Annotated in this window: 21 protein-coding genes; 13 read left to right on the top strand and 8 right to left on the bottom strand. The window is 39.7% G+C overall.

Annotation, left to right across the window (positions count from 1 at the left end; all coding sequences use genetic code 11):
- Positions 1–43: 43 nt before the first annotated feature.
- From R2Q80_RS05445 to R2Q80_RS05435, 3 genes are all read left to right on the top strand, one after another.
- Positions 44–262: a hypothetical protein gene (locus R2Q80_RS05445; RefSeq protein ID WP_316798629.1), complete on the top strand. Its 219-nt coding sequence runs from the start codon at positions 44–46 to the stop codon at positions 260–262.
- Between the two features lie 244 nt (positions 263–506).
- The gene (locus R2Q80_RS05440) at positions 507–1352 is read left to right on the top strand and encodes a DUF4349 domain-containing protein (protein ID WP_316798628.1); all 846 of its coding nucleotides are present in this window, start codon (positions 507–509) and stop codon (positions 1350–1352) included.
- Positions 1353–1364: 12 nt separating this feature from the next.
- Positions 1365–2252: a DUF4349 domain-containing protein gene (locus tag R2Q80_RS05435; protein ID WP_316798627.1), complete on the top strand. Its 888-nt coding sequence runs from the start codon at positions 1365–1367 to the stop codon at positions 2250–2252.
- An 85-nt stretch (positions 2253–2337) separates the two neighbouring features.
- On the opposite strand, the gene ruvC is transcribed toward R2Q80_RS05435, so the two are convergent.
- The gene (ruvC, locus tag R2Q80_RS05430) at positions 2338–2925 is read right to left on the bottom strand and encodes a crossover junction endodeoxyribonuclease RuvC (protein WP_316798626.1); all 588 of its coding nucleotides are present in this window, start codon (positions 2923–2925) and stop codon (positions 2338–2340) included.
- 41 nt (positions 2926–2966) lie between these two features.
- On the opposite strand from ruvC, the gene R2Q80_RS05425 reads away from it, so the two are divergent.
- From R2Q80_RS05425 to R2Q80_RS05405, 5 genes are all read left to right on the top strand, one after another.
- On the top strand, positions 2967–3944 hold the full coding sequence (locus R2Q80_RS05425; RefSeq protein ID WP_316798625.1) for a lysylphosphatidylglycerol synthase domain-containing protein: 978 nt from the start codon (positions 2967–2969) through the stop codon (positions 3942–3944).
- A complete protein-coding gene (locus R2Q80_RS05420) occupies positions 3922–5058 on the top strand; it encodes a glycosyltransferase family 2 protein (RefSeq protein WP_316798624.1) in 1137 nt (378 codons plus the stop codon). The genes R2Q80_RS05425 and R2Q80_RS05420 overlap by 23 nt, the downstream gene beginning before the upstream one ends.
- Positions 5055–6200 carry an ABC transporter permease gene (locus R2Q80_RS05415; RefSeq protein ID WP_316798623.1) on the top strand — a complete coding sequence of 382 codons (1146 nt, stop codon included), beginning with the start codon at positions 5055–5057 and terminating at the stop codon, positions 6198–6200. The genes R2Q80_RS05420 and R2Q80_RS05415 overlap by 4 nt, the downstream gene beginning before the upstream one ends.
- A gap of 93 nt (positions 6201–6293) precedes the next feature.
- Entirely contained in the window at positions 6294–7784 is a 1491-nt protein-coding gene (locus R2Q80_RS05410) for an NAD(P)H-hydrate dehydratase (protein ID WP_316798622.1), read from the top strand.
- A gap of 121 nt (positions 7785–7905) precedes the next feature.
- Positions 7906–8610, top strand: a complete 705-nt coding sequence (locus tag R2Q80_RS05405) for an AIM24 family protein (protein WP_316798621.1) — start codon at positions 7906–7908, stop codon at positions 8608–8610.
- Between the two features lie 60 nt (positions 8611–8670).
- Here the strand turns inward: R2Q80_RS05405 and R2Q80_RS05400 are convergent, their stop codons facing one another.
- The 3 genes from R2Q80_RS05400 to lipA form a co-directional block, all read right to left on the bottom strand.
- Positions 8671–9522, bottom strand: coding sequence for an anti-sigma factor (locus tag R2Q80_RS05400; protein ID WP_316798620.1), 852 nt, complete (start codon positions 9520–9522; stop codon positions 8671–8673).
- 2 nt (positions 9523–9524) lie between these two features.
- Positions 9525–10076: an RNA polymerase sigma factor gene (locus R2Q80_RS05395; RefSeq protein WP_316798619.1), complete on the bottom strand. Its 552-nt coding sequence runs from the start codon at positions 10074–10076 to the stop codon at positions 9525–9527.
- Between the two features lie 103 nt (positions 10077–10179).
- Positions 10180–11073 (bottom strand): lipoyl synthase, encoded by an 894-nt coding sequence (lipA, locus tag R2Q80_RS05390; RefSeq protein ID WP_316798618.1) that lies wholly within the window; start codon positions 11071–11073, stop codon positions 10180–10182.
- 180 nt (positions 11074–11253) lie between these two features.
- Between lipA and cysS the strand changes: the two genes are divergently transcribed.
- The 3 genes from cysS to R2Q80_RS05375 all read left to right on the top strand — a co-directional run bounded on the left by cysS (position 11254) and on the right by R2Q80_RS05375 (position 14837).
- Positions 11254–12714, top strand: a complete 1461-nt coding sequence (cysS, locus tag R2Q80_RS05385) for a cysteine--tRNA ligase (RefSeq protein WP_316798617.1) — start codon at positions 11254–11256, stop codon at positions 12712–12714.
- Positions 12715–12859: 145 nt separating this feature from the next.
- Complete coding sequence (locus R2Q80_RS05380; protein WP_316798616.1) at positions 12860–13717, top strand: nuclear transport factor 2 family protein; 858 nt, start codon at positions 12860–12862, stop codon at positions 13715–13717.
- A 232-nt stretch (positions 13718–13949) separates the two neighbouring features.
- Positions 13950–14837, top strand: coding sequence for a glycerophosphodiester phosphodiesterase family protein (locus R2Q80_RS05375; RefSeq protein WP_316798615.1), 888 nt, complete (start codon positions 13950–13952; stop codon positions 14835–14837).
- A gap of 57 nt (positions 14838–14894) precedes the next feature.
- On the opposite strand, the gene R2Q80_RS05370 is transcribed toward R2Q80_RS05375, so the two are convergent.
- From R2Q80_RS05370 to R2Q80_RS05355, 4 genes are all read right to left on the bottom strand, one after another.
- Entirely contained in the window at positions 14895–15089 is a 195-nt protein-coding gene (locus tag R2Q80_RS05370) for a hypothetical protein (protein WP_316798614.1), read from the bottom strand.
- Between the two features lie 149 nt (positions 15090–15238).
- Entirely contained in the window at positions 15239–16201 is a 963-nt protein-coding gene (locus tag R2Q80_RS05365; protein ID WP_316798613.1) for an AAA family ATPase, read from the bottom strand.
- 5 nt (positions 16202–16206) lie between these two features.
- Positions 16207–17571 carry a peptidylprolyl isomerase gene (locus tag R2Q80_RS05360; RefSeq protein ID WP_316798612.1) on the bottom strand — a complete coding sequence of 455 codons (1365 nt, stop codon included), beginning with the start codon at positions 17569–17571 and terminating at the stop codon, positions 16207–16209.
- A 41-nt stretch (positions 17572–17612) separates the two neighbouring features.
- Positions 17613–18200 (bottom strand): hypothetical protein, encoded by a 588-nt coding sequence (locus R2Q80_RS05355; protein WP_316798611.1) that lies wholly within the window; start codon positions 18198–18200, stop codon positions 17613–17615.
- Between the two features lie 104 nt (positions 18201–18304).
- Between R2Q80_RS05355 and R2Q80_RS05350 the strand changes: the two genes are divergently transcribed.
- Entirely contained in the window at positions 18305–18958 is a 654-nt protein-coding gene (locus R2Q80_RS05350; RefSeq protein WP_316798610.1) for a hypothetical protein, read from the top strand.
- Between the two features lie 88 nt (positions 18959–19046).
- The gene (locus R2Q80_RS05345) at positions 19047–19628 is read left to right on the top strand and encodes a non-canonical purine NTP diphosphatase (RefSeq protein WP_316798609.1); all 582 of its coding nucleotides are present in this window, start codon (positions 19047–19049) and stop codon (positions 19626–19628) included.
- Positions 19629–19818: the final 190 nt, after the last annotated feature.

The raw sequence follows: 19818 nt of genomic DNA, 5'->3' as shown, positions 1-19818 counted from the left end.
CGGCAATAAGTATTACTTTTGCTGCATCATAAAAATAAACATTATGGAAAACAACGAATTAAAGCACAATACAGAGAGTATGCAAACGGCGAATCAGCCAGGAATTTATAGAATGATAATTTTTGGTGTACTGGTTTGCATTGTTGGAACTTATCTGCGTTTCGCTCACGATTCTTGGCAACTCTCTTTAGTTTCATGGATAATTTTATTCATTGGCGCAATCATCGCAATTAAGGGTGTTTTCAAAATTTTAGATGCATAAATAAAATTTCTCTCTAAATATGAAGCCGATTATGAACCATCATGATCGGCTTTTTTATTTTCGAACTTGTGGAATCTCAAGCTAATCAGCATCTCCTTAAAGAGATTTTTGTTCACAGGGTTACCTAAATCACTTTTTTGTATAAAGAGAAAATAGAGCAGGATACACTAACCGGAAATGCTCACTTCTCATGGCCATTTGAAGCAATATTTTAAATTGATCATACATTTTAAACCATTGAATCATGAAAAGGAATATCATTGCTATGGCTTTATGTGCCATACTGTTTGGCTGCAATAGCGAGAAAAAATCAGAATCAAGCGATACCATATCTGTTAATAACGAGCGAACAACAGCTCAATCCGAGCTGGTAAGTAAAGTTATTAAAACTGCCGATATGCGTTTTAAAGTAAAAGACGCCGTACAAACTAAACTGGAGATCAGTAAGATTGTTTCCAATCTGGAAGGCAGTATTGTAGAATCAAGCATTCAAACCACCACTTTAGATCAGGAACGTGTTGCCTACAGTGCCGACTCACTTCAGGAAACAACCGTTTTCAAAGCAGAGGGGGTAATTATTGCCCGTGTACCTCCGGCTTACCTCAATGTTTTTAGTGATTTGGTTGCTGCAAGGGCCGAACAGATTGATAGTGCCAAAATGCAGGCCAACGATCAGAGTATAGCATATTTACGCAATAGCTTAAAAACAAAAAATAGGGAAGAAGCACTAAAGGCTGCGAAAGCGCTCGCATCAAAAGAAGCCAAATCAAGTCAGGAGCTGGTTGATATGAAGGACGGAATTGTAGACAGGAAGATGGATAATCTGGATCTCAACCAAAAGACCAAATTGAGCACTGTAATGCTAAGTTTTTATCAGGATAAAGGTGTCAGGAAAGTAATTGTGGCAAATGATAATCTGGTTGATCACAGGCCAGGTTTTTTAAAACGGTTAAGCACAGGACTGAATTCAGGCTGGCAAATGTTTCAGGAGTTTTTACTTCTTATCGCACGTTCGTGGATACTGATCGTGATCGGCATTATTGTTTTTTTTGGATTCAAACATTTCAGCACTAAACGCTCACGAGCATAATATTATTGAATTATGAAAAGAATTATCGTAGTACTGGCTTTAGCAGCAGGATTATTCGGCTGCCAGAATGAAAAAAGAGACAAATCTGTTGCATCAACTGAGGAAATCAGATTAGCTGAAATGGCAGATACGGTCGCTACAGAGAAAATTGTTAAAACTGCCGACATCCGTTTTCGCGTTAAAGATGTGCAGCAGACCAAAGAGAACCTTAGCAAGCGCATCAAAGCAGAGGGTGGGACTATAGCAGAGTTTTCAACAGAAAGCATTATTCAGGAAACGCAAAAGGTAAAATTATCGGCCGATTCGCTAAAAGAAATTACTGCCTATAGAACCGAAGGCTACCTGGTGGCAAAAGTTCCTGCTGAACGCCTGGACGACTTTACCAACACCATCGCTAAAATGGCCCTGTTTGTTGATCGTCAGTCCATGAAATTAGATGACCAGAGTCTAATGTATCTCGCAAACAAACTGAAGGCCGATAACAGGGAAGATGCTGTTCGGAGAATCAATAAACTGGCGACGAAGAAAAGTCCAAATGTAGAAACCTCGCTCCTAATCAAAGATGATTATGTCGATAAAAAAATACAGAATCTGCTGATAGACAGTCGCGTAAAATACAGCACCATCACATTGAACTTTTATCAGGACAATACCATCAAAACCATGACTGTTGCCAACGATAATGTGTATGATTATAAGCCCGGGTTTGCAAACCGGCTATGGCTAAGTATTACAAACGGGTGGACTATATTCAAAGAAATTATTCTGGGTATTGCTAATTTATGGATGTTGATTATAGTGGCTTTAGCCTTGTTTTTCATCATTAAGTATTTTGTTAAAAAAGATAAGAAGGCGAGAGACCTGGCTGCCAGAAATTGGGCTAATCAAAGCCAATCTTAGTAAGGTTTCAATGTAAATTATTGGAAGGTACGGGGCAACCTAAACAAAAAAGCGCGCTCCGTACCTTTAATTTTTAGCACTTAGTTTACTTTTTAGTCTTAACCGCGAGGCCTTTAACCTTCACTTTGTTATCACTCACAAATGATTCCCAGCCCGAATATGTTTTCGATTTGCCGCTGGTGGTCACTTTTTGAAAGGAATGACATACCGCTACAGCAAGGCCATCTGTGGCATCCAGAAACTCAGGGGTTTCCTTAAAATTCAGTAAACGTTGTAACATAGCGGCTACCTGTTCTTTAGTGGCATTCCCATTTCCGGTAATAGATTGTTTAATTTTCCGGGGTGAGTATTCAGTTACAGAGATGTTTCTCGAAAGCGCTGCTGCTATCGCCGTACCCTGAGCCCTGCCGAGTTTTAGTAATACCTGAATATTTTTACCATAGAAAGGGGCTTCGATAGCTAAAACATCTGGCTTATACTGATCGATAAGTACAACTGTTTTTTCAAAAATGCGTTGAAGTTTAAGAAAAGGATCATCAAGGTGAGTCATTTTAACAACCCCCATACTCAGCAATTCGGTTTTATTACCCTTTTCTAAGATGATACCATATCCCATCACCGCAGTTCCAGGATCAATACCTAAAATGATGCGCTCCTTTTTTTCGTTCAACATTACAGCAATATTAAGCATATTTGCAAACTAAATAGATAATCTTGACAGGCAAGCAGAAAAAAATATTATCCATACTCATCAAAGTTGCAATTGTGGTTTTCGCTTTTTGGTTCATATACCATAAACTGATTGCAAACAAGAATCTGGAAAATTTCCGAAGCCTGCTAAAAGACATCCCAAAACCTGAAATTGTTGGCGTTATAGGACTTGTTGTGCTGCTGATGTTTTTAAACTGGTTTTTAGAGGCTGGTAAATGGAAGCACATGATGTATAACATTGAACGCATTAGCTTCTATAGGGCAGTTGAATCTGTTTTTTGTGGTTTAACGATGGCAATCTTTACCCCTAATCGTTTAGGTGAATACGGAGGCCGTGTGTTCTTTTTATCCCCCAAGAGAAGAGTAGTAGGTATTGTGGCGATGAGTGTGGGGAGTATCGGCCAGTTAGTACTTACCAATGTGTTTGGCGCCATAGCTGCATGTTTTTTTGTTTACAGGTTTGTACCTATGGATAGGGTATTCTTTATCACGGTTGTTTTCTTTGCTATTGTATTTAGCCTCTTTTTTCTGGTTTTCTATTTTAACATACGCTGGTTAAACGGCCTGTTGCTATCCTTTAAGTTTACCAGGAAGTATAAAAAATTTTATAGTATTTTAGGTCGTTACCGAAAAGGAGAATTGTTTAAAATCATTTTATTCTGCTTTGCAAGATATCTGGTTTTCAGCTCTCAGTATTTCATCCTTTTTGTTTGGTTAATTCCGGGCTTAAACTATGGTGATATCATTATGATGACCTGCTTGTTATTTTTGGTTCAATCAGCACTTCCTTCGCTCGATCTTTTCGATGTAGGCATTAGAAGTGTCACTGCTGTCGAACTTTTTAAACACATCACCGATCAGCATGTTGCTGTAATTGCATGTACTGCCAGCATTTGGCTCATAAATATCATTATTCCTGCTATCTTAGGCTCATATTTTGTCTTTAAACTTAATTTTTTTGGAAATCTTAAAACTAATTAGTCTCTTTTCTGCTGCATTAACCTTTATTTATGGTTTTCTTGTGTTTACCTTTATTAAAGGATGGTATCAATTGCGCTTTGTAAAAACCATTGATCGCATTCCTCATACAAAGGTTTCGGTAATTGTTGCGGCAAGAGATGAGGAGCTAAATATTAAAAGAACAATAGAGGCACTCATCGCTCAGGACTATCCAAAAACGCTGACTGAAATTATTTTCATTGATGATCATTCTACAGATCAAACGGCTCACATTGTAAGCGCCTATGCCGATCAGGGGATCAAGCTCATTAAATTAAACGAAGACCGGGCTTTGAATTCGTATAAAAAGAAGGCCATTCAAACCGCTATTGGCTCATGCAGCGGCGATTTAATCATTACAACGGATGCAGATTGTGTAATGGGCAATCGCTGGCTTTCGGGCATCGTAAGCTTTTATGAAGATAAAGATTACAAAATGATCTCTTCACCCGTGGCTTACTTTGAAGAAAAAAGCTTTTTTGAAAGATTGCAGTCTCTGGAATTCCTTTATCTCATCGGCTTGGGTGCATCGACTATTGGAAACAAGCAGCCTTCTACGTGCAATGGTGCAAACTTAGCCTACGAGAAAAAAACGTTTTATGAAGTAGGTGGATTTCAGGGTATTGACGATCTCGCCTCTGGCGACGACGAATTACTGCTTCATAAAATCGCCGCGAAATACCCTAACCAGATTGGTTTTCTTCGAAACAGGGAAGCAATTGTTTATACCCATGCGAAGGAGAATTTAAAATCATTTATTCAGCAACGAAAGAGATGGGCTTCTAAAAGTACAAGGTATAAAAACAAGTCAATCATCGTTTTGGGTGTTTTCGTGTGGTTGTTTAACCTGAGTATCCTGGCAAATTTTATTGCAGGATTATTTTTTCCCTTGCTTTTAACGGTTACATTGTATCAGTTACTAGTCAAAATGATTTTAGAAATGTTATTTTTATGGGATGTAACAGGTTTTGCCAACAGGCGGCGCCTACTCGTACTGATACCTGTTTTGAACGTGTTGCATATCATTTATATTATTTACATAGGAATCGCAGGTAATAGCGGAAAATACAACTGGAAAGGCAGAATGGTGAGATGATGGATAATAGCCCCTCAAGAAAAGTATGGTTAAAGTTTAAGCGCAACAAACTGGCATTGGTGGGCCTGATTTTCATTTTATTATTGGTGGTGATGGGCATTCTGGGATATTTAATTATGCCTGATAGTTCTCCCGATGCAAACATCCAGAAAGTGCAGATTGCCAAGCAAAAACCCGGTGCAAAATTCATGTTTCTGATTGTGGAGCGTTATTACCATATCCCACAGGTAAATTGGTTTCAGAAAATGCTTAACGGTCAAACTCCGGATTTTAAAAGTATTCCAATTACCGCCTACCGTATTGCTAACCGGGATGTCTTCGTAACGGAATACATCGGTGAGGAAGAAAAATCGAAGGAAACGAAATATAAGCTGGCTGATCTTTGTCCTGACTGTGTGCTCCCGAATAATATCGAACGTGTTAAACCTTTGTTCGAGAAACATAATATCTATAGTCAAACCTATCTTCTGGGAACCGATATTTACGGAAGGGATTTACTAAGCAGACTCATTTTGAGTATACGTGTTTCGCTTTCTGTAGGAATAATGGCAGTACTGATATCCTTGTTTATTGGCGTTGGTTTAGGCGCTGTTGCAGGCTACTTTGGCGGCAGGGTCGATGCGCTGATCAGCTGGGTGATGAATGTGATCTGGTCATTACCTTCCCTTCTGCTGGTTATTGCCATCTCTTTTGCTTTAGGAAAGGGTTTCTGGCAAATTTTTATCGCTGTTGGATTATCTACCTGGGTTGATGTGGCACGTTTGGTTAGAGGACAGGTAATGGCTTTAAAAGAGGTTGAATTTGTTGAAGCCGCCCGTGCATTGGGTTTTACCAAAAGCAGAATCATCATTAAACATATCCTTCCAAATATCGCCGGCCCTATTCTGGTGGTGGGTTCTTCCAACTTTGCATCTGCAATATTATTAGAAACAGGTTTAAGCTTTTTAGGATTCGGTGCCCAGCCACCTACCCCGAGCTGGGGGAGTATGATCAAAGAACACTATGGCTACATCATCATGGATGCTGCCTATCTGGCCATTTTGCCCGGGCTTGCAATTATGCTAACAGTGTATGCATTTAACGTTCTGGCAATTGGCCTGCGCGACGCATTTGACGTAAAAGGGCAAAATGTTACCGTTTAATTCTAAACCAGAATCAGCTCAAATCATTTCGCTTCCCCTGTCAAACAAAAATTGAGATTCGGGTATTATAAGGTATGATCTATTCAGGCTAATATGCAAAAACTGTTAACTTCATCACAAATGCGTCTTGCAGATGCTTTTACCATCGCTAACGAACCGGTTTCGTCTATCAGTTTGATGGAACGGGCTGTTCAGGCCTTCGTAGCGAATTTTGTTAAAGAGGTAACTGATCTGAGTGCAAATATCACTGTTTTTTGCGGCAAAGGTAATAATGGCGGGGATGGTTTGGGGATTGCGCGTTTGTTATTCAAAATCGGATACAGGCATATCAAAGCATATATTGTAAATTTCAGTAATAAACAGAGTGATGACTTTAGCGAAAATCTAAAATGCCTGGAACAAACAGGTTGTGAGATTTTAACGCTGAACCAACCCGCCGGGGCAAAAGCAGTCTTAGCCGATGTCGTGATTGACGCCATTCTCGGTTCAGGCTTAAACAAGCCATTGACGGGTGAATATGCTGAACTGGTTCAAATCATCAATGCTTTTCCTTCACGCATATACGCCGTGGATGTCCCTACAGGTTTTCCATCTGAGGGAATGATCTTTGAAAACTACAATGGTATAAAAGCCTACAAGACCATTTGTTTCCAGCGTCCTAAAATCAATTTCTTTTTTCCGGAGTCGGCTGAAGCAACAGAACATTATGAAGTAGTCGAAATTGGTCTCAATGAAGCGTTTATAGCCTCTCAAGACAGCGATATTCACCTGCTGGAAGAGGAAGACATTCGCAAGATCCTCAAACCCCGAAAAACTTTTAGTCATAAAGGGACTTATGGGCATGCTTTAATCATTGCAGGAAATACCACTACCATGGGGGCTGCAATATTATCGTCAATGGCGTGCCTACATGCCGGCGCAGGTCTCACAACTGCCTGCATCCCACCTGGCGGTTTAGTAGCATTAAATACCCTTTTGCCCGAGGTGATGGCTTTACCCAGAGATGAGTACACACGGATAGAAGATGCATCAAAATATCAGAGCATCGCCATCGGTTGCGGCCTGGGTGTATCTGCTGAAAACGCAAAATTATTGGAAAGCCTCATTGTAATCGGGCAGCCTTTAGTTATCGATGCTGATGCATTAAATATACTCGGTGAAAATTCTGAGTCTATCAGGCAGTTGCCTAAACATTCAATTCTCACCCCTCACATGAAGGAGTTCGATCGCCTTTTCGGATCGCACGATAACTGGTGGAGCCGGGTAGAAACAGCTAAAGCTAAAGCAAAGGAGCTTCAGATTATTATCGTGCTTAAAAATCAGTATACTTTCATCTGTTCTCCCAATTCAGAGGTTTACATCAATCCAACGGGTAATCCTGCAATGGCACAAGGCGGAATGGGAGATGTATTAACAGGGATTATTGCTGCCTTTGTGGCTCAAAACTATACTGCACTCGATGCCGCCCTATTAGCTTGCTACATCCACGGAAAAACAGGTGATGATCTGGCCTCCGGTCAATTCGTGGTGAATGCTGCTCAGCTTGCCGAAAAGGTTTCCCACACGATAAAACAGATAATTTGATTTATTTGCTTCTGCTCTTTAGCGCTTTGTCTAATCATCAAATCGATAAGCGATAAAGCCTTGGAGTTTTGGCCTGGGAATTGACGGGGTTTTGTCTGGAAAACTAAATACCATCTCAATTATGGAATCAAAAAAAGAATACACCCTAAAGGAATTAATTCAGGAGTCAGCAGAGGACCCAAACGAGAATGATTTTTTCGAACTGGAAAAACCGGCTATGCTGGAGGTTAACCTTCGAAATCAGAAAATCATGGCTAAAGCAGGATCGATGGTTGCCTATATTGGTAATATCGATTTTAAACGCGAGGGGCTTCTAAGTAAAGGCCTTGGTGGTTTGCTTAAAAAAGCGATTTCAGGAGAAGGAACATCACTTATGCACGCGGCGGGAACGGGAAAACTTTATCTGGCAGATGAGGGTAAAAAAGTAAAGATTATCAAGCTTCAGAATGAGTCCGTTTTTGTAAATGGAAATGATGTCCTGGCAATTGACGACAGCATCAAAAATGAAATAAAAATGCTGAAAAGTATCGCTGGCATGCTAAGTGGGGGACTGTTTCAGGTGAAGCTTTCAGGTAGTGGTTATATTGCCATTACTACCCATGGAGAACCTATTTTACTTAGGGTTAGTGCCAATCAACCAGTTTACACAGATCCAAATGCAACTGTGGCCTGGTCTGAGAATCTATCTCCCAACATCAAAACCAATCTCACTTTCGGCTCATTTATTGGCCGGGGCAGTGGGGAGTCTTTTCAACTGGAGTTTTTTGGAGAAGGCTGGGTATTGGTGCAACCCTATGAAGAAGTAAAGTACGCGCAAAAATCTTAAGCAAAAAAAATCCCGGTAGTGATACACATTACCGGGATATATACTTTTCCATGACAGGCGTTAAACACCACCCATTACGGTTAATTTTTCCATTGTCGGATTTACACTTCCACCCATTGGTTCAAGTGTAACTGCAAATGCCTGTGCTTCCTGTATGGTTTGCATTTTCTGAAGCGCCTCTGCATTCGTTGAATCACTTTTTCCAAAAACACCTAAACTTACTGGCTTACCATTTACCAGTGCCCATAACTGATATTCATGTTCTGCATCAGCTTTCGGTAAATCCATCGCCACATAATTAATCAGAACGCTCTTATCATTTTTATTCCAGTAAACATTCATTTTAGATTTTGGACTAAAAGCTTGGCCAGCCATGCGAATGGTTGCCCATTCTTTGCTATCATTCATTGCAACCATGTTATCCAGGCCCTTATTATCAAATTCAAGTCGTCTTACCACTCCGGCAAATTTCTGCTTATCTAAATTAAGCGAAGCAATTTGGTCATGAGCATCATTAAGCTTGTTGTAAGTGATAAATAATGCAGCCGTGCTAATCACCAACAAAGCAATGCAGGCAACTAATGCAAAACGCAAGGTTCTGACTTTGCCATTACTGCCATCAAGGCGAAGAATTTTGGGCTCCGTAGTAGTAGTATCAGATTGGTAAACAGTATCCTGTTCAGCTTCAAATCCCAATTTTTCAAATAGTTTTGCTTCAACACCTGCAGATGGTTCTACAGCGTTTTGCATCGCATACTCTTCCATGGCCAGCTCAATAGCAGAAAGTTCTGCTTTAACCTCAGGGTTTTGTGCTGCCATTTCCTCTACCTGCAACGCTTCTTCCGGCGATAAATCACCGAGAACGTACAATTCAAGTACTCCAGATTCGATATATGCTTTTAAATTTTCCACGCTCAATTAAAACTCCTTCTCAATTCAATAATAGCCAGTCGGATTCGGGTTTTCACCGTACCTAGGGGCAGATCTAACTTTTCTGCGGCTTCTACATGCGTATAGCCTTTATAATAAACTAAATTGAGAACTGATTGTAAGTCTGGTTTCAGGTTCTCTACAAGTTGCTTAACTCCCAGTACGTCGGGATTAAAAGTAACCTTGTTTTGTTCATCAACGAAACTTACGTTATTTTCTATATCTTGGTTTTTGAGTGAATTCTTAAAATCTTTTGAGCGAAGCTTATCTATAGAAAGGTTACGGGCGATATTCATCATCCACGTAAACAAACGTCCTTTAGTACTGTCGTAGTTTTCGGCCGACTGCCAGATCTTTACAAATGTTTCCTGTAATACATCTTCTGCAAGCTCGGTATGGGTAATAATGCGGGTAATCACCCCGTAAAGGGCCGACGAATACATGCTGTACAGTGTTTTTAATACCGCAGAATCTTTCGATTGCAGTGCTAAAACTAGTTCAGCTTCGGTTAGGGATGGTTTCTTTAATGCAGTCACTATTGGTTACTAAGATACAAATCAGAACATAAATTGCAAAGAAATGTTTTGTAAAACCATTCCTGCCGGGAATGCGATTTATAAAACAATTACTAATCAGGTCTTATTTAATTCCTTCGATTGGGAACAAATGTTTCTCAGCATGATATGAAGATCGCACCAGCGGTCCGCTCTCTACATATTTCAGACCTTTAGCCAAACCAACTTCCTTGTACATCGCAAAAGTGTCTGGATGAATCCAGTCAACCACAGGATGGTGATTACGGGTAGGTTGTAAATATTGTCCTAAAGTAAGAATATGCACACCATTGGCGACTAAATCATCCATCGCTTCAAATATATCTTCCTCGGTTTCACCCAATCCAAGCATAATGCCTGTTTTAGTTCTTAAACCAAATTCAGATATTCTTTTTAAAGCTTCTAAGCTTCTATCATATTTGGCCTGGATACGCACTTGTCTGGTGAGGCGTTTAACGGTTTCCATATTATGTGAAACCACTTCGGGGCGTTCTTCCAAAACGCGGTATAAATTATCCCACTGACCTTTAAAATCAGGAATTAATGTTTCTAATGTCGTAACAGGACTTTCACGGCGTATTGCCTGTAACGTTTCGGCCCAGATAATTGATCCGCCATCTTTTAAGTCATCACGGTCTACCGAAGTAATTACGCAATGTTTAACACCCATCAATTTAACAGAATTTGCTACCCGGTTGGGCTCATCAACATCAACCGCCAATGGGCGTCCTGTTGCAACCGCACAGAATGAGCAGCTTCGGGTACAGATGTTTCCTAAAATCATGAATGTTGCGGTACCTGCTCCCCAGCATTCGCCCATATTCGGACAATTGCCGCTCTCGCAAATGGTGTGAAGTTTATGTGTATCAACCAAACTGCGAACCTGTGCGTATTCTTTTCCAACAGGCAATTTAACACGTAACCAATCTGGTTTACGTTTAACTTCAGTTACAGCAGGTACTACCGGTAAATCAATCATGATGCAAAGTTAATGAATAGGATTGGAATGTTGTAATATTGAAATGTTTGAAGGTTGTAATAATATGGTTTAAGTTAATTTCTGGTGATCATTTGTTAGTGAAAAATCATAAGCCTATCGTGGATACACATTCCGCTATTAAATCATTTCAGGTTTCTAACTTAATCTTACATTTGCAATATGAATACTGGCTTACAGCTTTATAATACGCTTTCACGTAAAAAAGAATTATTTCAACCGCTAAACGCCCCTAATGTGGGAATGTATGTTTGCGGTCCTACAGTTTATAGCGATGTGCATTTAGGTAACTGTCGCACCTTTGTTTCTTTCGATTTAATTTTCAGATACCTAAAATATTCAGGTTTTAAGGTGCGTTATGTACGCAACATAACCGACGCAGGTCACCTGGAAGGCGATAGGGATGAAGGAGATGATAAATTCGCAAAGCGCGCAAAGCTGGAACAGCTGGAGCCAATGGAAATTGTGCAGAAGTATACACTCGGCTTTCATGATGTATTGCGAATGTTTAATACATTGCCGCCGAGCATTGAGCCAACCGCCACAGGCCATATTATCGAGCAGATCGAAATGATCAAAATTATCATCGCGAATGGTTATGGCTATGAGATTGACGGTAATGTATATTTTGATGTAGAGAAATACAGTAAAGAATATAATTACACTATACTTACCAACCGAAACCTCGAAGACATGCTGAACAACACCCGGGAACTCGGTGGACAGGATGAAAAAAGGGGGAGGCTGGATTTTGCCTTATGGATTAAGGCAAAGCCGGAAACATTAATGCAATGGCAATCGCCATGGGGCATGGGTTTTCCCGGCTGGCATATAGAATGTTCGGCAATGAGCGCTAAATACCTGGGTGATGAATTTGATATTCATGGAGGTGGAATGGATCTTGCTGCTACACACCATACCAACGAAATTGCCCAGTCCGAAGCATGCAGTCATAAACAGCCTGCACGTTATTGGATGCACACCAATATGCTTACGGTTAACGGCACACGTATGTCGAAATCGGCTGGCAACGGGTTTTTGCCATTAGAGTTATTTACTGGCGATCATCCTTTGCTAAAAAAAGGGTATAGCCCTATGACTGTAAAGTTTTTCATGTTACAGGCACACTACAGAAGTACGCTGGATTTTTCTAATGATGCACTCGATGCTTCTGAAAAAGGTTTCCGGCGACTGATGTCGGCAGTAGGTTTGCTGGATAAACTCACAGTATCCGAACAAAATGATTTCGACATCAACGCATTGAGAGAAAACTGTATCAATGCCATGAACGATGATTTTAACAGCCCTGTGTTAATTGCTGAACTTTTTGAAGCGGTAAGGATTATCAATACCATTTATGATGGTAAAGGGAAGATTTCTGCAGAATCGCTCGCTCAGCTTAAAAACCTGGTTTATGATTTCGTTTTTGATATCCTTGCATTGAAAGATGAAGATGCAGGAAGCAATGATTTGAGCGGGGTTTTAGATATGGTCATTAATTTAAGAACCGAAGCCAAAGCAAATAAAGACTATGCTACTTCAGATAAAATCCGGATTGGCTTGCAGGAATTAGGTATACAGTTGAAAGATAGTAAAGAGGGTACAACCTGGAGCAAGGTATAATTAATGGCAATCGGTTATTTTTGAGTGGGCAAACGGTTTTGGAAAGGATTTACAGGACACATGAAATGTGTAATTGTTAATTACTTTTAGGGCTATACACTTAATAAAATTTTATATTCGCCAAACATATTATCTAAAATTTATAATGAAACACTTATTTTCTACAGCAATAGCTTCTGTTATAGCGCTCACTGCTTTTGCACAAAAAAACGATGGTACAACCAAATCGCTGGTCAATGCTGAAAAGGAATTTGCCAAATCGATTGCAAAAAACGGAGATAAGGAATCTTATATTGAATATTCCTCGGCAAATACACTGGTTTTCAGACCTAATCCGGTTAGTGCTAAAACTTTTTATGCCGGACAGGAGAAAGGTGATAGTGAAGTAAGCTGGACACCAAACCTCGCAAAGGTTTCACGCAGCGGAGATCTCGGATTTACAACAGGGCCCTATGAATTGGGAGGTACAGAAAAGAAATACGGACAATATTTAACCGTATGGAAATCTGAAAATGGTAAATGGAAGCTGGCCGTTGATTTAGGAACAACCAGCAACAAGCCTTTAGCTAAAGTAACCCCACAGTTTGTTGAGCCAAAAGATCATGTTGCACCAAAGTTCATGAACGAAAGGGAAATTAAAGCCGGAAGAGAAATTATTCTAACCACTGAGAAAACTTTAAATACATTACTAAAAACTCACGGTATCGCGGCTTTTGGCGGTTTCTTAACGGATAATGCCCGTTTACTTTTCCCTGGGAATGAAGCTATAGAAGGCAAAGGGAAAATCGTTTCATTTTATAATGGCATGATCAGTAAAATCAATCTTAAAACTACAGGCGTTGATAAAGCAATAGGCAGCGATCTGGCTTATACATATGGTGTTGCAACAGTAGACTATAAAGCCGATTTACGTGAAAGCTTTAATTATGTTTTTGTATACGAAAAAGCGGCAGATTCAAGCTGGAATTTAATTGTTCAGGCCTTTGTACCTGCTGAAAGATAAATACAACCAATGTGAATTGAAAAAGGGCTTACTTGTAAAAGGAGCCCTTTTTTTTGTGCGTTGTGTTTTCGTTTAAGTCAGCTGCCCTGCACTGTATTACAGATTAGCAAAATTTTCATTTGCCTGAAGTGATGAATGCCGGGCAGGGCAATTATTTTTCCGTTAAACAAAAACGAGCACTGTTTTTGCTATAAGTCAACATATTTTAAACCAATCAAACTTCTTCAAGTTTATGTATAAAAAATTACTCTTAGTTCCGGCATTCGCCATGTTGCTTACTGCTGCCTCGGCGCAAAAACAAAAATTTGATATTCAGGGAAAAGCAGGTGCAAGGGGGATCATGCCCGAAAATACGATAGAAGGAATGCTTAAAGCACTCGATCTGGGGGTGACAACACTGGAGATGGATGCTGTAGTTTCTAAAGATAAAATGGTGGTATTGTCGCAAGAACCCTATTTCAATAATGAAATTTCACTTCAGCCCAATGGTAAACCTATTACATTAAAGGATCAAAAGAACTTCAACATTTATAAAATGAATTATGAAGAAGTTAAAAAGTTCGATGTAGGCAGCAAGGTGCATAGCCGCTTTCCTGGTCAGATGAAGTTTAAAGCTTATAAACCTTTACTTTCAGAAACCATTGATGCGGTTGAAGCATATGTAAAAGAGCATAAGTTGAAAAAGCCTGTTTATAGTATTGAAACCAAAACCATCAAAAATGGTGACCATGAATTTCAGCCTGAACCGGCAGAATTTGTTGACTTGATTATGGATATCATCAATGAAAAAAAGCTTGCTAAGCGCGTCATCATCGAATCGTTTGACATGCGTACGCTGCAGTATTTACATGAAAAATATCCTAAAGTTCAAACTTCATTGCTCATCGATGAGAAAGAACCTTTCGAAGATTATATTGAAAAATTAGGATTTAAGCCAACCATTTACAGTCCGTATTCTGTTCTGGTAGGCAAGGGCCTTGTTGATCGCTGCCATGACATGGGAATTAAAATTATTCCATGGACGGTGAATACCGTTAAAGAAGTGAAGTACTTTATGAACCTTGGCGTTGATGGCATTATAACAGACTACCCCAACATTATGGGACAACTGAACAGATAAAAGAAAAGCGCTGAAATGGTTCAGCGCTTCTCTTTTATACCTACTAACTATTTTTGCCTAGTGGTGCGGCTCAGCGTGCTCTGAGTGGCTTGCCTCTGTTTTCTCATGACCATCTGCAGCACTTTCTTCGTGATGAAAAATTGGTCTTGTGAAAGCTACAAGAAGAAGCAATACAATAATCCAGGCTGTTAATGGTAAAGCCCAAATGCCTTTTGTTTCCTGAGCCGGTGCGTGTGAATCGTGAGCTGACATATCGAATATTTTTAATTTATGCTTTGTAATTGAGTGGTAAAGATAATAACAAAATTAAAATAAAAAGATTAATTGGCCATTTGTATCAGGATATATGTTGCCTTTTGCGTTAAAAAACTATAGTTGCACCAATCACTTTTTGGCGCTGCTTACAATAAGTTTTGTATGATTTTCTCAATCGATAACCCTTCAGCCTCGGCCCTGTAGTTGCGAACAATACGGTGGCGTAAAATCGCTTCTGCAACAGCCTGTACATCTTCAATGTCCGGAGCATATTTCCCCGTCACTGCAGCGTGGCATTTTGCACCGAGCACAAGGAATTGCGAAGCCCTTGGACCTGCACCCCAGCTGATGTATTTGTTAATTGCCTCAGTAGCGTATTCACTATTCGGGCGTGTTTTGGCTACCAGCTTTACGGCATATTCCAACACATTGTCCGTTACCGGAATATCCCGTATTAATTTCTGAAAGTACTGGATTTCATCGGCATGAATAATTTTTTCAAGCTGAACGGTTTTGTTGCTGGTTGTGTTACGAACGATATTCAGTTCATCTGCAAAAGCAGGATAGTTTAATTGAATGTTGAACATAAAACGATCCAGTTGTGCTTCTGGCAAAGGATAGGTTCCTTCCTGCTCAATCGGATTTTGGGTAGCCAGCACAAAAAATGGCTTCGGTAAAGTATGGGTTTGGCCAGCTGCAGTAACTGCTTTTTCCTGCATTGCTTCTAAAAGCGCCGCCTGAGTTTTAGGGGGTGTCCGATTAATCTCATCAGCAAGGATAATATTAGAAAAGACAGGGCCTTTAATAAATTTAAAGTGCCTGTCTTCTCCAAGTATTTCTGCGCCAATGATATCGCTTGGCATTAAGTCGGGGGTGAACTGAATCCTGTTAAAATCAAGATCCAGTACAGAAGCTACAGTTTGAACGAGTAGGGTTTTTGCTAATCCGGGTACCCCAACCAGCAAACAATGTCCGTTGCTGAAAATGGCGATTAAAACAGATTTTATGATGTCATCCTGACCTACTACAACTTTACCGATTTCGGCTTTTATTTTGTTGAAAGATTGATGAAGCGCATCAACAGCTTCTACTTCGTTTTTATAATGCATTAATTTTATTTTGCTTCTTTATGCTTCGTCCAGATTTTTAATTCATTACAGGTGTCGAACTCATCGTCAATTTTAATGTAAGTGCTTTCACGACGTTTCTCAAACCACTCGCTTAAGGTACGACTAATTTTGTCTTGTTGTGCAGCATCTCTGATTTTTGGAAAATCCTGTGCCAGATTAGCTTTGTGAGGAGGGATTTTCGATTTCAGGTAAAGAATACGGTAACCTTCTTTACCATCAGCACCTGTGTAAAGGTTCGGTTTAGATATACCTCCGATCTTCATGGTATCAATTACCAGGAATACCGATGGATCAAGCTTATCAACCGGGATAAAGGTACTTCTTGACTGAACATCTTCCGCATTCAGCATCATTCCGCCATTGTATTTGGTTTCTTTATTATCAGAAAACAAATTCGCTGCAGCTGCGAAACTGTATTTCCTCGCTACGATATTGTTATAAATACTATCTGCATGTTTCTGCAGGCGGGTTAAACTCTCTGGGGTAGTTTTAGGCATAATCAAAATATGTCTAACGTGAACCTGCTCTCCTCTGCGTTCCAGCACCTGTAAAAAGTGAAAACCGTATTCGGTTTCAAACACAGGAGATATCTCTCCGGCTTTTAGTTTAAAGGCCCATGCGGTAAATTCTTTTACCATTGTATTCCTGTCGATAAAACCATAATCACCGCCGTCAGCTGCAGATCCGGGATCCTCTGAATAAGTTTTCGCTAACACACCCATGTCTTCACCACTTTTTACACGCAGGCGAAGCGCTTCAATCTTATCGCGAAATCTTTGTTTTTCCTCCCTGCTCAGTTGTGGTTTTAGAATTACCTCTCCAATTTCAACTTCAGTGTTAAACTCAGGGATACTATCACCCAGTGATTTGAAATACTTTTCAACTTCCATCGGGGTTACATTGATGTTTTCAGTAATTTTTTGCTGCATTTTTTGAGCAATCAATTCATCCTTTACTGATGGCCTGATCTCATCTTTGTATTGCAGCACCGATTTATTTAAGAACTGCTCTAAGCGTTCTTGTCCACCGGCACGTTGCATGCTATAGCGCATACGTTTATTTACTTCATCATCTACCTGATTGTCTTCAACCATCACAGAATCTATTTCAGCCTGTTGCTTAAGCAACTTTTGAGTAAGCGTATTCTGTAAAATTTTACACTTGATTTCTTCATTTGCAGGATTTCCCTGGTAAAGATATTGGGTGTACTGTTGGTTTAAATCTGAAAGCAGGATAATGTTATTTCCCACCACAGCAGCAACTTTATCGATATTATGCTTTTTTGTCTGAGCGTAGCTGCTTAAAAATAAGCAGATTAAAGCGGTTGCTACTAAAAAAACTTTCTTCATTCTAATTATTATGTTATTCAATTTTATACTGTAAGCTGATATTATAACCTGGCAAGTTTTTTCAACTCGTTTTCGTTAATTTTTACCTGATATTTTTGTTTAAGTCCTTTCACCCAGTTTTCTTCGAGGCTTTGCTGATAATCAGTAATCACTTCACCTCTCACTTCGCTTAAAGGTTTGTTGTAATTTTGTTTGTTTTGTTTATAATAATCTTCAATTGCCTGATCGCTCTCCTGTGCCTTGTTCCAGATTTTTTGTTCTGAGGCATTAAACATTAACACGCCTTCTTTGTATTCATTTACCAGCAAATCGTGGTCCTTACTGTTAGAAGGTATTTTTTTATGGGATGCAAGCGCTTCCTCATAAGTTTTAACTTCTTCCTGATAGGTATTGCTCTTATCAAGACCCATTTCTCTGGCATCCAAAACCTTTAGCTTAAAATTTACATAAAGGTTTAAGTAGGCTTGCAATTCATTTAAATCAGTGCTAAGACTTCCGTTATGACTCTTTTTGTAAGCCCACATAAACTCTTTGGCGCTAACAGGTTTACCATTTATTACAGCAACATTCTGGGCAAATGAAATGCCTGAAACAAAGCTGAAAATAAATAAGCAAAAAGCTTTCCTCACGCAGAGCAGTCTATAAATTTTAATGGATAAAAGTAACAATTAGCGGTGCTATTATAAGATATTTAACTAATTTTAACAGAAAATATTATCGGGCAAAAATACGAATGGAAAACCAGCTTACCAACAATGCAAACGCTTTACGCTTATTTTTTACAGATGAGGTTTTTGCAGTGGAGGATAAAACCGTAAAAATGCCTCATTCTGCTATTACTGAGGCCGTTTTGCCTGATACAATTGTCGAACATAAAAAGCCTGATCCATCGCTTTCTACTCCCTCAACGGCTCACATTCCTACTGCTATATCTGAAGAAAAGTTAAAAAATTACACTTCAGAAGCAGAATCAATACCTATTGTCGCTGAACCAACAGCGTCTGTTGAATTCAAGTTCCTCGGCGGAAATAAGAAATCAGTGCTGATTCTGGTTAATGATAAAGACAACGATGTAAGTACGCCTGAAGGGCGCGAATTACTGCGGAAAATTGTTAAAGCAGTAGATCTCGCTACAGCTGATTTCGCTTTGGTAAATTATGCAAACTATACTGGGTCCGATTTCATTGCCTTGCAGCAGTTTTTCAAACCTGTTATCATGTTATCCTTTGGAGTAGAAATCAGTCATCTAAAATTAAACCTGACCTGGCAGAATGAAATTATTCTTCATGCCAATACCAAAATCATATTTGCCCCAAACCTGCATCAACTCGACAGTGATATTGCTGCGAAAAAGTTACTGTGGGGAAATCTTCAAAAGATCAAATAGATAACAGATACTCAGACATAAAGTACCAGGTTTATCGCCATGCTGCAGAGGTTATCCTCAGGTTAGTAGGTAAAACTCATATAATTCCATGAAAAAACTAGTTTTCGCAACGAATAATAAACATAAGACACAGGAGATTCGACAGGCTCTTGAAGGGCAATACGAAGTCTTAAACCTGCAGGATATTGGGTGTACCGACGATATTCCTGAAACGGCTGATACCTTCGAAGGGAATGCCTCATTAAAAAGCCAGTATGTGGTAGCACATTTCAATCTCGATTGTTTCGCGGATGACAGTGGTTTGGAGGTAGACGCTTTAAATAATGAACCAGGAGTTTATTCGGCGCGCTACAGTGGTAGCAGGGATAGTCTGGAGAATATAAATCTTGTGCTTGAAAAACTTAAAAACCAGTCAAACCGGAAAGCCAGATTCAAGACGGTAATCTCCTTGGTTCAGGATGGGGTTAACCATTTCTTTGAGGGAACGGTTGAAGGAACAATCAGAACTGAATTGTCTGGTTCTGCAGGTTTTGGATATGATCCTGTTTTTCAACCTGAGGGTTATGCCATTACTTTTGCAGAAATGAGTATGGCTGAAAAGAATCAAATCAGTCACCGGGCCATCGCATTAAAAAAGATGATCGATTTTTTAAACACTAATTCCCGATAACCACAGTCAGGAATATTCACTCACCTGCTTTTCATTGATTAATTCGAGTTTTTCAAAATAAGAGAGACGCCAGACCTGTATATCCGGTAGTTTCCGGGCAGATTGGTAGTACCGTCGCGGATAACTCACTTGGGTTTTCCTTGCACTTTGCTTGCACATTCCTTGCACCTTGTTTGGGTAAATGCAAGTA

Source organism: Pedobacter frigidisoli (assembly GCF_032678525.1).
Classification (GTDB): domain Bacteria; phylum Bacteroidota; class Bacteroidia; order Sphingobacteriales; family Sphingobacteriaceae; genus Pedobacter; species Pedobacter frigidisoli_A.
This window is presented reverse-complemented; position numbering and strand designations above follow the sequence as displayed.